13 protein-coding genes are annotated in these 15,072 nt (G+C 39.8%); 9 read left to right on the forward strand and 4 right to left on the reverse strand.

From position 1 onward, the window contains the following. The gene (locus SK086_RS01945; protein WP_324689373.1) at positions 1-624 is read left to right on the forward strand and encodes a chloramphenicol acetyltransferase; all 624 of its coding nucleotides are present in this window, start codon (positions 1-3) and stop codon (positions 622-624) included. A gap of 31 nt (positions 625-655) precedes the next feature. Continuing rightward, entirely contained in the window at positions 656-1,177 is a 522-nt protein-coding gene (locus SK086_RS01950) for a ferritin (RefSeq protein WP_290874606.1), read from the forward strand. Between the two features lie 389 nt (positions 1,178-1,566). Here the strand turns inward: SK086_RS01950 and SK086_RS01955 are convergent, their stop codons facing one another. Beyond that, the gene (locus SK086_RS01955; RefSeq protein WP_290874600.1) at positions 1,567-1,899 is read right to left on the reverse strand and encodes a single-stranded DNA-binding protein; all 333 of its coding nucleotides are present in this window, start codon (positions 1,897-1,899) and stop codon (positions 1,567-1,569) included. Positions 1,900-2,120: 221 nt separating this feature from the next. Here SK086_RS01955 and SK086_RS01960 point away from each other — a divergent pair, with 221 nt between their 5' ends. The 3 genes from SK086_RS01960 (at position 2,121) to SK086_RS01970 (ending at position 5,735) form a co-directional block, all read left to right on the forward strand. Next, positions 2,121-2,471, forward strand: a complete 351-nt coding sequence (locus tag SK086_RS01960; RefSeq protein WP_324689374.1) for a hypothetical protein — start codon at positions 2,121-2,123, stop codon at positions 2,469-2,471. Positions 2,472-2,547: 76 nt separating this feature from the next. Beyond that, entirely contained in the window at positions 2,548-4,935 is a 2,388-nt protein-coding gene (locus SK086_RS01965; protein WP_324689375.1) for a M28 family peptidase, read from the forward strand. After that, positions 4,932-5,735, forward strand: a complete 804-nt coding sequence (locus SK086_RS01970; RefSeq protein WP_324689376.1) for an SDR family oxidoreductase — start codon at positions 4,932-4,934, stop codon at positions 5,733-5,735. The genes SK086_RS01965 and SK086_RS01970 overlap by 4 nt, the downstream gene beginning before the upstream one ends. A 57-nt stretch (positions 5,736-5,792) precedes the next feature. Here the strand turns inward: SK086_RS01970 and SK086_RS01975 are convergent, their stop codons facing one another. Next, entirely contained in the window at positions 5,793-7,844 is a 2,052-nt protein-coding gene (locus tag SK086_RS01975; protein ID WP_324689377.1) for a M13 family metallopeptidase, read from the reverse strand. 137 nt (positions 7,845-7,981) lie between these two features. Here SK086_RS01975 and SK086_RS01980 point away from each other — a divergent pair, with 137 nt between their 5' ends. The 4 genes from SK086_RS01980 (at position 7,982) to SK086_RS01995 (ending at position 13,421) form a co-directional block, all read left to right on the forward strand. After that, on the forward strand, positions 7,982-8,656 hold the full coding sequence (locus tag SK086_RS01980; RefSeq protein WP_324689378.1) for an SCO family protein: 675 nt from the start codon (positions 7,982-7,984) through the stop codon (positions 8,654-8,656). A 74-nt stretch (positions 8,657-8,730) separates the two neighbouring features. Further along, positions 8,731-8,967: a FeoA family protein gene (locus SK086_RS01985; protein WP_290875975.1), complete on the forward strand. Its 237-nt coding sequence runs from the start codon at positions 8,731-8,733 to the stop codon at positions 8,965-8,967. 4 nt (positions 8,968-8,971) lie between these two features. Then, positions 8,972-11,077 (forward strand): ferrous iron transport protein B, encoded by a 2,106-nt coding sequence (gene feoB, locus SK086_RS01990; protein WP_324689379.1) that lies wholly within the window; start codon positions 8,972-8,974, stop codon positions 11,075-11,077. A gap of 106 nt (positions 11,078-11,183) precedes the next feature. Then, a complete protein-coding gene (locus SK086_RS01995) occupies positions 11,184-13,421 on the forward strand; it encodes a TonB-dependent receptor family protein (protein ID WP_324689380.1) in 2,238 nt (745 codons plus the stop codon). A 166-nt stretch (positions 13,422-13,587) separates the two neighbouring features. Here SK086_RS01995 and SK086_RS02000 read toward each other — a convergent pair whose 3' ends face one another. Both SK086_RS02000 and SK086_RS02005 read right to left on the reverse strand, forming a co-directional pair. Then, complete coding sequence (locus tag SK086_RS02000) at positions 13,588-14,406, reverse strand: ZIP family metal transporter (RefSeq protein ID WP_324689381.1); 819 nt, start codon at positions 14,404-14,406, stop codon at positions 13,588-13,590. 2 nt (positions 14,407-14,408) lie between these two features. Continuing rightward, the gene (locus SK086_RS02005) at positions 14,409-15,056 is read right to left on the reverse strand and encodes a metal-dependent transcriptional regulator (RefSeq protein ID WP_324689382.1); all 648 of its coding nucleotides are present in this window, start codon (positions 15,054-15,056) and stop codon (positions 14,409-14,411) included. Positions 15,057-15,072: the final 16 nt, after the last annotated feature.

Below are 15,072 nucleotides of genomic sequence, written 5' to 3' on the forward strand. Positions count from 1 at the left end.
GTGAAACATAAATTAGACTTGAACGCTTGGAATCGCAAAGAACACTTTGCCTTTTTCAAGCAAATGGAAGAACCTTTTTTTGGTGTTACAGCGCGTATAGATTGTACTAAAGCTTATGCAAAGGCAAAAGAATTAGGCGTATCTTTTTTTACTTATTATTTACATAAAACCTTGTTAGCGGTCAATGCCGTTGAAAATTTCCGGTATCGCATAATTGATGATGAAATCTTTGTATTTGACCGAATCGATGCCTCGGCAACCATATTACGAGACGACAAAACTTTTGGCTTTTCATTGGTAGAATTTGATGAAAGTTTGGCGACTTTTGCCGAAATTACCAAAAAAGAGATTGCCCGAATTCAAGTCACTCCCGGATTAATCACCCGCGATTTCGAAATTAATTTAATTCACTTTTCGGCCGTGCCTTGGATAGATTTTACATCTTATTCACACGCCCGAAGTTTTACTTGGCCCGACAGTTGTCCGAAAATATCCTACGGAAAAATGACCGACGAAAATGGCAAAAAAACAATGGCGATTGCTGTACATGTTCATCACGGATTGGCCGATGGCTATCATGTTGGGCAATTTTTAACGTTACTACAAGAATTGATGAACGAATAATTTTTCTAAATTTACCAAAAAGAAAAAGATTATGCTAAAAACTAACATCGAAACAGCATTAAACAATCAAATTCGCATAGAAGCGGAATCATCACAAATTTACCTTTCCATGGCTTGCTGGGCTGAGGCTCAAGGTTTGGAAGGTGTTGCGCAGTTCATGTTCAATCAGTCTGATGAAGAGCGTCAACACATGTTAAAATTGGTAAAGTATGTGAACGAAAGAGGTTCACATGCCAAAATCACCGAATTGAAAGCGCCTAAAACCGAATTCGGAACGTTCAAAGAAATGTTTGAAGAATTGTACCAACATGAATTGTTTGTATCTAACTCTATCAATGAATTGGTTCATATTACTTTAGGCGAAAAAGATTATGCTACACACAACTTTTTACAATGGTACGTGGCAGAACAAATTGAAGAAGAAGCACAAGCCAAAACCATTTTAGATAAAATCAATTTGATTGGGGAAGACCGTGGCGGATTGTATTTGTTTGACCGCGACATTCAACAATTGGCTGTAACCAGCTCTGTTGCTTTGGATGCCAAACCCTGAAATTGATTAAATCGGAAAAAGTGAGTAAAAAAGAAAAAAATAAAGACAAGGACAAAAAGCAAAAAAAGCTACTGCTAAAATCGCTCTTGGTTTCAGACGATTGTAAGTCGGAGTGCTGCGAGAAATACAAAAAGTCAGAAGACAAACGCTGCAAAAAATGTCCGATGTTTGATATTTTTAAAAAGCTCAATAAAATAGAAAGCCTTCAATATTAGAAGGCTTTTTTTATTCAAACCTATTCTTTAGTCACCAACTCTTTGAGTAACGTTGCACCAATAATCATGGGAGTCGAATCCTTTCTTAGGGAATCAAAACGGGTAAACTCTAAAAACAAATCTTTTGAGCTTCCTCATTTCCGAGATGAAATGAGGAAGTCAAAAGAAGACACTTTATTTACCTAACAACAAAATGTCATTCGCAACTACTTCGGTCACATAACGCTTTGTCCCGTCTTTGTCTTCGTAGCTTCTGTGGGTTAGTTTTCCTTCCACAACAATCTCCTTGCCTTTGACCACATACTTTTCAATGATTTCGGCAATCTTCCCCCAAGCAGCCACTTTGTGCCATTCGGTATTTTCAACTTTTTCACCCTTGTCATTGATGTAGTAATCATTGGTAGCTAAGGTAAGATTAGCTACTTTTTTTCCTCCTTCAAGGTCTTTGACTTCCGGATCTTGTCCTACATGACCAATTAATTGTACTTTGTTTTTCATGGCATTCATGGCTTTTAAAATTTAATGTTATTGTTATTAGATGATTTTGAATTGTCCGGTTTTAAATTCCGACAGTGCAAAGTTGTGACAGCAAGGAAAAAATAATCGGTTTCTTACCATTTACTTTCGACTATAAATAATTGTAACCATTTGCAAATAGAAATATTTTTCGTACATTCGTTTTAATCTTATAAGATTTTATCTACTTTTTATAATTAAAAGGAAAGGATATGGAGAAAAATTGTTTAGAATGCGGCGAGAGAATTATAGGCCGAGAAGATAAAAAATTTTGCGGTGACGGTTGTCGGAATGCCTTCAATAACAAAATGAACAAAGACAGCAACAATTACATGCGCAATACCAACAACAAACTTCGGAGGAATTACAGAATATTGGCAGAGCTCAACTCTGAAGGCAAATCAAAAACAACCCGATTAAAACTCCTCAACAAAGGATTTGACTTTGATTATTTAACCACTATCAGAACCACTAAAAACGGAAATACCTACTATTTTATTTATGATCAAGGCTATATGGCCATCGAGAATGATTTTTATGTGTTGGTCAAAAAAGATATTTAGTACATTTACCTTGTATTTTACTTCTTGTGCCGTGTAAAAATGGCTTAATAGAAAAAAAGCAAACCACTAACCAGCAATGAAAAACAACCAACCATCACTGTTTAGCTTTTTGTTTTTGGCAGTCCTACTCAGCGGCATATTCTATTTTATGATGCCGCAAAGTTACGATGTCACAGAAGCGCCACTCTCCGAATTTTCGACTAAAAGAGCTCTTGAGATTGTTAAGAACATGTCCGCCAAACCGCATTTTGTAGGGTCACAAAATCATAAAGCTGTGGCCAATTATCTGCAAAAAGAACTGCAAAGTTTGGGCTTACAAACCACCGTACAAGAAGGCTTTACCATGACCGAAAAAGGCACTTTGGTTAAGGCTAAAAATATCATCGCCAAGATTAAAGGCACTACGGATTCTAAAGCGTTACTGCTGTTGGCGCATTACGACAGTGCTCCGCATTCGTTTTCTCACGGTGCCAGCGACGATGCTTCGGGCGTGGCCACAATTATAGAAAGTGTTCGGGCGTTTTTACATAACAAATCCACTAACAAAAACGACATTATCATTTTGTTCAGCGATGCCGAAGAAGTTGGACTTAACGGGGCAGCCTTATTCGTAACCCAACATCTATGGGCTAAAAATATAGGATTGGTCCTTAATTTTGAAGCCCGTGGTTCTTCCGGACCAAGCTATATGCTGATGGAAACCAATCAAGGTAATTCGAAAATGTCAGAAGCCTTTAAAGCCGCAAATGCGACATATCCGGTATCGAATTCGTTGATGTACAGCGTGTATAAAATGCTGCCCAACGACACCGACTTGACTGTTTTTAGAGAAGCCGGAAAAATTCAGGGATTTAACTTTGCTTTCATCGACAGCCATTACGATTACCACACTGCTCAAGATAAATTTGAGCATTTAGATCCCAAAACCTTGGCTCACCAAGGCAGCTATTTGTTCCCACTTTTAAATCATTTGGCCAATGCCGATTTATCCGATTTGGCTTCCGCAGAAGATGATATTTACTTTACAGTACCGTTTGGTTTCATTAGCTATCCATTTGCTTGGATTTTCCCCATGTTAATAGTTGGCTTTGCCTTGCTCTTCCTTTTTGTATTTATCGGTTTGGGCAAACAAGTCCTTCGAATTGATGAAATCATTAAAGGTTTCCTACCGCTGATTGGAGCACTCATTACGGCAGGTTTAGTAACTTACATCGGTTGGAAATTACTACTTAACTTTTACCCGGAATACCAAGATATTCTTCAAGGATTTACTTATAACGGACAAGACTATTGTTATGCTTTTACCAGCTTAACCCTTGGTATTTGCTTCCTCTTTTACCAAAACAAGGGTAAACGCCATCCCGAAATGAACCAACTGATCGCACCATTATTCATTTGGTTACTCATCAATACCGGTATCGCTTTAAAACTGAAAGGTGCCGGATTTATGATTTTACCGGTATTGTCCTCAGCTTTTATGTTGGGCTTCTATGTTTTGACGCAAAAAACCAATTGGCTGTTAAACGTTATTTTGGCCATCCCAACCTTACTCATACTGGCACCACTAATTCAGATGTTCCCGGTTGGCTTAGGGTTGAAAGTGATGTTTGGCACTTCGATTTTAACTGTACTGACTTTTACACTTTTACTACCTATTTTCGGTTCGTATGAAAAGAAAGGGATTTGGGCGACACTTTTTATTCTTTTAGCCATCGGATTGTTCATTAAAGCCCATCAGGAATCGGGTTACACTTACGGTAAAGCCAAACCAAACAGTTTGGTCTACGCGCTGGATACGGACACCAACAAAGCCTATTGGACTACTTATGATGTGAATTTAGACGAATGGACGAAAGCCTATTTAGGCGATAATCCGAAAAGCGGAAAACCACTAAACACCAACAAGTTGTACAGTAAATATGGTTCCGAATTTACCTTTATGGCCGAAGCACCGATGAAGAACATCGCCCAACCGACCATCGAATTTTTACGCGATACCGTTAAAGGCAACCAACACCTTTACCGCATCAAAATTTCACCGAACCGAACCGTAAACCGCTACGATATCTTCAACAATAAAGGCATCACCATTCACAATTTTAAAGCCAATGGTGTTACGGCAATTGAATTTAAAAGTAATATTTCGGGTAATACCGACGGCAAATTGCTGAGTTATTACGTGGTAGATAATATTCCGCTGGAACTCGAATTTTCCATTCCGGCCAACCAAAAACTCGATTTAGATTTGGTGGAAAGTTCTTTTGATTTGCTGACCAATCCTCAATTCAGTGTCGCCAAAAGAAAAAGCTGGATGATTCCGACGCCTTTTGTCCTTAATGATGCCGTGATGATACGTCAAAAACTAAAAGCTACCGCAAAAACGGTTTCAGCACCAACACCAACTTACCGACGCCATTGGGTCAAAGACAGCACTTCGGTAACTAAAGACACGCTGCGTCGATGAAAAAAATCAGTATCTTAGGTTGTGGCTGGTTGGGATTACCACTCGCCAAATCACTTATAAATAAAGGTTTCTCGGTGAAAGGCTCTACCACTTCTGAAGCCAAACTAGCCGTATTGGAGTCGGCCAATATTAAAGCGCATTCTATTCGATTGACGGAAAATAAAGTCATGGGCAACATGGAAGCTTTTTTATCGGAATCCGAAATTTTAATTATTGATATTCCACCGAAACTGAGAGGTGATGGTGCGGAGCACTTTGTGACCAAAATTGGAACACTTATTCCCTTTATTGAAAAATCGCCCATCAATAATGTGGTGTTTATCAGTTCGACTTCGGTGTATGCCGATGACAATACCATCGTGACCGAAAACAGCCAACCCGAACCCGACACCGAAAGTGGCAGGCAATTGTTAGCCACCGAAAAATTATTGCAAGCCAACACTAACTTTCAGACCACCGTGATTCGCTTTGGCGGATTGATAGGCGAAAACCGACATCCGATACATTTTTTAGCCGGAAGAAAAAACTTGGAAAACCCCGAGGCGCCTATTAATTTAATCCATCAAAACGATTGTATCGGCATCATCGAAGCAGTCATTGCCCAAAATACTAAAGGCGAAGTGTTCAATGCCGTAGCGCCATTCCATCCAACCCGAAAAGACTATTACACCCAAAAAGCGATTGCATTAGGGTTGGTGTTGCCTGAATTTGAGGAAAGCAAGCCTACTGTTGGAAAAACCATTGTAAGTGACAAAATCAGCACTATTTTGGGTTACACTTTTAAGCACTCAGAGTTATAAAATTGAAGCTACAAGTATAAAAAAAACCTCAAGCTGTAACTTGAGGTTTTTTATTCTTTACCAAATTTTCACTCTCTTTTCCGGAGCTAGGTACATCCCGTCGCCAGGTTTGATGCCAAAGGCTTGGTGAAACGTATCTAAGTTCAACAAAGGCACATAAGCCCGGTACATTCCTGGTGAATGCGGATCGGTTTTCACTTGATTTTTAATCGCTTCATCGCGCATTTTACTTCTCCAAATGGTCGCCCAAGAAATAAACAAACGTTGTTCCGGTGTAAAACCGTCAATCAAGCCCGGATTGCCGTTCTCTTTTAAATACAATTGCAAACCGTCGTAAGCCGCATTAATGCCGCCTAAATCACCAATATTTTCTCCCAAGGTAAACTTCCCATCTACTTTAGTTCCCGGTAGCGGTTCTAAAGCCGAATATTGATCAGCCAAAGCCGTTCCTAAAGCCGTAAATTGTTTCAAATCTTCATCCGTCCACCAGTTTACCAAGTTTCCATCAGCATTGTATCTTGAGCCGGAATCGTCAAAACCGTGTGAAATTTCGTGACCGATAACGGCACCAATTCCACCATAATTTACCGCTTCATCCGCCTTGTAATCATAAAACGGCGGTTGCAAGATAGCGGCCGGAAATACAATTTCGTTGTTGGAAGGATTGAAATAAGCGTTTACGGTTTGCGGTGACATGCCCCATTCGGTTTTATCTACCGGTTTGCCCATTTTTTCTATATTCTTGTTAAAACTCCAATTGGCAATGTTCATGGCGTTGTCAAAATAGGTTCCGCCTTCTTCCGGACTTTGGATGGCGAGTGCCGAATAGTCTTTCCATTTATCCGGATAACCGATTTTGATGGTCATTTTGTTCAATTTCTCGATAGCGCTCAATTTGGTTTGAGGCGACATCCAAGTCAAATTGTTAATGCGTATTTCATAAGCCTTGATCACGTTTTTAATCATATTCGCGGCTTTGGTTTTCGCCTCAGCCGGGAACATTTTTTCCACGTATAATTTTCCTAAAGCTTCACCGGTAGCACCGTTAATAACTTGCAACGCTCTTTCTTTGCGAGGACGTTGTTTGATGGCGCCGCTTAAGGTTTTGCTGTAAAATTCCCAATTGGCCGTTTCCAGTTCGGTCGATAATTTTCCGGCAGCGTCATTGAGTAAGGTCCAACGCATATAAGCTTTCCAATCTTCCAATTTGTTTTCGGTAAATATTTTTTGCAAAGCTTCCATATAACGAGGTTGCGACACAATTACCGTGTCCACTTTTGGCAATCCTAAACCGGTTATATAACTTTCCCATTGTATGGCCGGCGTTAATTTTTGCAAGTCGGCTACCGTCATTGGGTTATACGTTTTTCTGCGGTCTCTGCGCTCCACTCTGTCCAATCTTGGTTTGGACATGGCAATTTCCAAGGCCAAAATATTCTCGGCATTTTTCTGAGCTACTTGCGGTTTTTCGCCTAAGAAAGCCAACATTCTGGCAACGTGCGCTACGTATTTTTGTCTCTTTTCTTTGGAATCGGCATCATCAGAAACGTAGTAATCTCTGTCGGGCAATCCTAAAGAACCGGGACCAACATTCACCACGTTACGGTTGCTGTTTTTAGCATCGGTACCAACCCCAACGCCAAAAAAGCCAATGCCGCCTTTCGGAGCCATTTCCAACATTAATTTTTGTAAATCGGCTACCGATTTTACTTTGTTGATTTTGTCCAAATACGGTTTTAGAGGTTTGATTCCCGCTTTGTTTCGGGCCACAGTGTCCATAATGCTTCGGTACAAATTGATGGCTTTGCCTTGATCGGTATTGGATTTATAAGCCGGATTTTTAGCCGCTTCTTCCAAGATATTTAAGGCATCTATGTCGGTTTTTTGACGCAATTCGTCAAAACTTCCCCAACGGGTACGATCGGCCGGAATCTCGGTGTTCTTTACCCAAGTTCCGTTAACAAAGTTGAAAAAGTTATCGTTTGGGCGAACGGATTTGTCCATTAACGACAAATCGATGCCCGGTTTTTTTTCTTGTGCAATGATAGGTGCCGTGCTCAAAGCAACAAGGGTCACAAACAATGCTTTTGAAATGGTATTTCTTTTCATAGGTTTAAAATAAGTTAGACTTACAAATTTACCGATTATGATGTGACAATCGATTTTTTAACAAAATTATAAGTGTTGATTAGCTGTTTATCGTTACAATTATGATGGTGCTTTTGTACTTTTGTCAAAAAAACCAGATGTTGGATTTTATCAAAAAATACCGGATTTTAATCATCACATTTATACTGTTTTCCATAGTAACAGTTTCCTTGTTTTACAACGCTTTAAAACCACAAAAGACCTTACCGATCTACAATCCGGCCGATGTGAATCCGGAATTGGTAGACAGCACGGTTCAGTTTGTGGCAAAATACCACACTATAGCCGACTTTTCTTTTACCAACCAAAACGGCAAAACCATTACTCAAAAAGATTATGAGGGCAAGATTTATGTGGCCGATTTCTTTTTCACCACTTGCGGCTCTATCTGTCCTATTATGACCACGAATATGATTGACATTCAAAAAGCGTTTGCCAATAACCCTAAAGTGATGATTCTTTCTCATACTGTAACCCCTGAAATTGACAGTGTTCCGGTGCTGAAAAAATATGCCTTGGAAAAAGGCGTCATCGATTCGAAATGGAACTTGGTTACCGGCGATAAAAAAGACATTTACAGCATGGCACGCAAATCGTATTTGGCCGTCAAACTTGGTAAGCCTGAAGAATTGTACGACATGGTTCACACCGAAAATTTTGTGTTAGTGGATGCCGAAAGACGCGTTCGTGGGTTTTATGACGGCACGAAGAAAGAAGACATCCAAAAATTAATTGAAGACATTCAATGGTTGTTAACAGAAGATAAAAATTAGTTAAACTGATATTTATCATTCTGTTTTCTTTTTTTATCGCTACTTTTGTAATCTTAATTCAATCTAAATAAGCATTGAAAACTACCGTTGATTTATTAAAAATAGGAGACAAAGCCATCATCACTCATGTGGATTTGGATAAAATTCCGTTGAAACTTTTGGAAATGGGTTGCTTGCCCGACAATGAGTTGGAAATTATTCAAATTGCACCGCTCGGTGATCCTATTTACCTTAATGTAAACAACGGTTCCCATTTGGCCATTCGGAAAGAAACCGCTCATGAAATTGAAGTAGAAATCCTCGAACCGTAAAAACATGAGCCTCCAAAATATCAACGTAGCACTTATCGGAAATCCCAATACCGGAAAAACCTCAGTCTTTAATGAACTTACCGGTTTAAACCAACAAGTTGGGAATTATCCCGGGATAACCGTAGACAAAAAACTGGGATTTTGTAAACTGCCGAATAACATCAAGGCGAATATTCTCGATTTGCCGGGAACCTACAGTTTGAATGCGAGTTCCATAGATGAAAATGTGGTGATTGAATTGTTGTTGAATAAAAACGACAAACTCTTCCCCGATGTAGCCGTTGTGGTTACAGACGTTGAAAACCTGAAACGTAACTTATTGCTTTTTACCCAGATTAAGGATTTGGAAATTCCAACCATTTTGGTCATCAATATGGTAGACCGAATGAAAGCTAAAGGCATTTCGTTGGATATTCCTTTTTTGGAAGCCCAATTAAAAACTAAAGTTGTTTTGGTTAGTACGCGAAAAGGCAGCGGAATTAATGACTTGAAAAATGCGATAGTAGACTATAAAAACCTATCTACAGAACCTTGCTTGAATGCTTCCGTGATTGATCCGGAGTATTTTGACAAACTTCGAACTGCCTTCCCGGATCAGTTATTGTACAAACTTTGGTTGGTGATAACACAAGATGTGAATTTCATGAATTTGGAACGAAAGGAAATTGAAAGTTCCTTTGCCAAATCGCATGCCGACTTAAAGCGATTACAACAAAAAGAAACCATCAAGCGGTATCAGTTTATCAATGATACTTTAAAAATCGGACAAAAAATAGATCTTTCTTCAGCCTCGGATTGGCGCTTGAAACTCGATAAAATCCTGACGCACAAAATTTACGGCTACGCGATTTTCTTTGGGATTTTATTCTTGATTTTTCAATCCATTTTTGACTGGTCAAGTGTACCGATGGAATTTATTGACAGCACTTTTGCCAATTTGGCCAACTACGCCAAAACACATCTGGCACCGGGTGAACTGACTAATCTGATTAGCGAGGGAATTATTCCCGGTATTGGAGGTATCGTGATTTTTATCCCACAGATTGCTTTCTTGTTTTTGTTTATTTCGGTATTAGAAGAAAGCGGTTATATGAGTCGCGTGGTATTTTTAATGGATAAAATCATGCGCCGCTACGGACTATCCGGCAAAAGTGTCGTGCCTTTGATTTCGGGTACAGCCTGTGCAATTCCGGCCATTATGAGTGCCAGAAACATCGAAAATTGGAAAGAACGATTAATTACCATATTGGTTACTCCTTTCATCACTTGCTCCGCACGCTTACCGGTTTATGCCATTTTAATTGCTTTAATCATTCCGGAAAAAAGAGTGTTGGGTATCTTTAGTTTACAAGGCGGCACTTTAATGTTGTTGTACTTGCTTGGCTTTGGGATGGCGATTTTTTCGGCTTATCTTTTAAATAAAATACTTGACCTCAAAACCAAATCGTATTTTGTAGTGGAAATGCCAAACTACAAATTGCCGTTGTTTAAAAATGTAGCCATCAATGTGGTGGAGAAAACCAAATCATTTGTATTAGGTGCCGGAAAAATCATTCTCACCTTATCGATTATTTTGTGGTTTTTAGGGTCTCACGGTCCGGCCAAAGGCTTTGACAACGCAGAAAGCTTGGTCATCAAAAAAGTCAAAGCAGAAAACCGTTTGGATGATACTGAATACCTCAACGACCAAATCAGCGCCCATAAACTAGAGAACTCTTACATCGGTATTATGGGGAAATCTATCGAACCGGTTATCGAACCTTTGGGTTACGATTGGAAAATCGGAATTGCAGTAGTTAGTTCTTTTGCCGCAAGAGAAGTCTTTGTGGGAACTTTAGCCACCATTTACAGTGTGGGCAGCCATAGCGATGAAGAAACCACTATCAAAAACCGTATGAATGCCGAAATCCATCCGGACGGCAAGAAAGTCTTCAACTTTGCGACCGGTGTTTCACTCTTACTTTTTTACGCCTTTGCCATGCAATGTATCAGCACGTTGGCTATCGTAAAAAGAGAAACCAACAGTTGGAAATGGCCTGCTATTCAGTTGGTTTTTATGAGCGGAGTCGCCTATCTGTCTTCCCTAATCGCCTATCAATTATTGCGTTAACAGTATACTGTTTCTGACTTAAAATAATTCGAAAATTTTCTTATTTATATTTTGTCTAAATAAAAATACAAAGTATCTTTGCTGCGTTGATTTAATCTAAATAAAAATGCGACGTTTTTCCTTTTTGCTCATCTCCCTGTTAGCAACCTACTCCGTAAAAGCCCAAGACCAATTTGTACCCGAAGCCAATGACACTGTTAAAAAACTGGCTCCGGTTATCATCATTCCAAAACAACAAAGTCCGGAAAGAATGCCTGAAACCAAAGACAATGTTCTGTTTTCTGGCAAAAAAAATGAGGTCTTAAAATTGTCCAACATCAACGGAAACTTAACCAATAACAACGCCCGTGAAATTTTTGCCCGTATTCCGGGTGTAACGGTATGGGAAAACGATGGTTCCGGTATTCAAATCAATGTTGGTGTACGTGGTTTAAGTCCGAACAGAAGTTGGGAACTCAATACCCGTCAAAACGGTTACGATATTTCTTCTGATGTTTTTGGTTATCCGGAAGCGTATTACAATCCGCCATTGGAAGCCGTTGAAACCATTAGCTTAGTTCGCGGCGGTGCTTCGTTGCAATTCGGACCACAATTTGGCGGAACTTTAAATTATGTTTTAAAAAGAGAAACCAAGAAAAAATTCTCTTTCGAAACCCAAAATACCGTAGGAAGCTATGGTTTGATGAGCAGCTATAATGCCCTTGGTGGTAAGTATAAGAAATTCTCTTACTATGTTTACAACCACTCCAGAAGTGCCGATGGTTGGAAAGAAAACAGCGAATATACCGTGAGAAACACCCATGCTTTTGTGGAATACCAATTTACAGAAGACACCAAACTTTCGGCAGAATATACCAATATGGATTACAAAATGCAACAAGCAGGTGGTTTAACGGATGAGCAGTTTAACAATGATCCGCGTCAGTCGCTAAGAGAAAGAAACTGGTTTGGGACGCCGTGGAATTTATTCTCCATTCACTTAGAAACTAAAATCAGTGACCGATTGACTTCTGACACGAAGTTATTCGGACTTATCGGAGAGCGCAACAGTGTTGGTTTTACCGCTACACCAAATGTGGAAGACGCTATCAATCCGGCAACTAATGATTACGCCAACCGAAGAGTGGATCGCGATTACTATAAAAACTTCGGCTTGGAAAACCGCAATGTATTCAAATACAAATTGGGTAAAATTGATAACAATTTAGCTTTTGGCGTTCGTTTGTACAAAGCGAATACCGAACGCAAACAAGAAGGAAGAGGCACCACCGGATCTGATTTCGATTTATCGATTGACGGCGAATTTGCACGCGACTTAGATTTCACCACCGAAAACGTAGCACTATTTGCCGAAAACCAATTCAAAGTAACTGAAAAATTCAGCGTAACTCCGGGTGTTCGTTACGAATACATTAAATCGGAAGCCGAAGGAAGATTTGGCATCAGCAGCGGTAACGAAGTAGCTTTGCCTCATAAAACCATCTCCAGAAACCAACCTTTATTTGGGTTAGGTTTAGAATACAAATTCAGAACCACCAATCTTTACGCCAACATTACCCAAGCGTATCGTCCGGTATTGTTCTCCGATTTAACGCCTCCGGCTGTAACCGATATTATCGATCCGAACTTAAAAGATGCCGATGGATATAATGCTGATTTAGGCTTCAGAGGTACTTATAAAAACTATTTGAACTTCGATTTCAGCTTATTCTACTTGAGCTATAACAACCGAATCGGCGGAGTGCGTCAGTTTGTGAACAACGATCCGACACAAGGCACTTACATTTACAGAACCAATTTGGGAGAAACCGTAAACAAAGGAATTGAAGGCTTTTTTAACTTAAACATTACCCGTTTCTTTGAAGTAGAAAAACCATACGGTAACTTAGATTTGTTCGCGTCGGTGAGTTTTATCGACAGTCGTTACACCGATTTTAAAGTGTATACCGCAACAGGAAGCGCACCAAACGTAACCATTACCGAAAGTAACTTATCCGGAAACCGTGTGGAAAATGCACCGAGATACATTCACAATTTTGGTCTTTCTTGGGGTAATAACAATCTATCGGCTACAGTACAATACCGCATGTCTGGTAAAATTTATACCGATGCTAACAACACAAAAACACCATCAGCCAACGGTTTGACCGGTTTATTAGAAGAGTATCAAGTTTTTGACTTTTCAGCCGAATATAAATTCTTGAAAAACTATAACCTTCGCGCCGGTATCAATAACTTGTTAGACGAAGAATATGCCACCCGAAGAGCCGGCGGTTATCCCGGTCCCGGAATTTTAGCGGGCGAAGGCAGAACCTTCTATATTTCTGTAGGCGCCAAACTTTAATACAAAAAAGGTTTTCATTATGGTGAAAACCTTTTTACTTTTATACTATGTTTCAAACGATAGTCACCTATTGCCTTGTTGGATTAGCGGTGTTTTTCTTGATAAAGCCTCTTTTTAAAGGTAAAAAATCAAAGAAAAACTGCGGCAAAGACGACTGTGGATGTCATTAACCCAAAGCCACATCCAAAGTCATCATCACAATGAATCCTCCTATTAAACCTAAAGTGGCGATGTCGGTATTCTTGTCTTGTTGGGTTTCCGGAATCACTTCTTCAACTACCACAAATATCATCGCTCCGGCAGCAAAAGCCAGGGCATACGGCAATAAAGGCGTGAAAAAAGTTACGGCCACAGCACCCAAAACCCCGGCAATCGGTTCTACTAAAGCAGAAGATTGACCGTACATAAAACTCTTCCATCGGCTCATACCCATACGGCGTAACGGCATGGAAACCGCAATCCCTTCAGGAAAGTTTTGGATTCCGATACCTATGGCTAAAGTTACGGCACCGGCTATAGAAGCTTCCGGAATGCCTGCAGCTACTCCGCCAAAAAGTACACCAACCGCTAAACCTTCGGGTATATTGTGTAATGTGATAGCTAGCACCAAAAGAGTCGTTCTTTGCCAAGGCGATTTCATCCCTTCGGTTTCTTTAAAGTTGATGTGCAAATGCGGCAAAATTTTGTCTAAGCCGAAAATAAACATCGCGCCTAATAAAAATCCAACCGCAGCAGGAATCACTTTTACAAACCCTTCGCCTTCGCTCATTTCAATAGCCGGCGAGAGTAAACTCCAAAAACTGGCCGCTATCATCACACCACCGGTAAAACCGAGCATACCATCGAGTACAATTCGGTTCATATTCTTAAAAAAGAAAACAAAAGAAGCGCCCAAAGCGGTCAAAAACCAAGTAAACATGGTCGCGTAAAAAGCCGCTAAAATCGGGTCAATACTGCTAAAATAATCGATTATGGATTGGTACATAGTTATTGAACGTATAAGTTATTGGCAATTTTATTGGATATGATTTTTTCTTGTGCGTTGATTTCAACGGTCAGCGTATCGTCGAAACTTTCTTTTTCAATGACTTTGAAAACTGAACCTAAAGCGATTTTTTGCTTGTCGAGATATTTCAAAAACTCGGAGGTCGAATCTTTCACCCCAACACAATGGTATTCTTGATTCAATTCGGCTTCAGACAACAACAGTTTGGACGTTTTCTTGATTTCGCCTTGTCGGTTTGGAATAGGATCACCGTGCGGATCAAAATCGGGATACCCTAAAAATGCATCCAATTTGTCAATCAACGCCATCGATTGAATGTGCTCTAACTCTTCCGCAATCTCATGCACTTCATCCCAAGAAAACTGGAGTTTCTCCACCAAAAAAACTTCCCACAAACGGTGCTTTCTCACGATCATTTTGGCCGATAAAAAGCCATTTTCGGTCAAAGTTACACCTTGGTATTTTTGATAGGAAACCAAATCTTTATCCGAAAGTTTCTTCAACATATCAGTCACCGACGACGCTTTGGTTTCCAACATCCCGGCAATAGCATTGGTATTCACGCCTTTGGGTGAAACTTGTGACAAATGATAAATGACTTTCAAATAATTTTCTTCCGAGGTCGTCATGACAATGGTAATTTTA

Source organism: Flavobacterium cheonhonense (assembly GCF_035671315.1).
Taxonomy (GTDB): Bacteria; Bacteroidota; Bacteroidia; order Flavobacteriales; family Flavobacteriaceae; genus Flavobacterium; species Flavobacterium cheonhonense.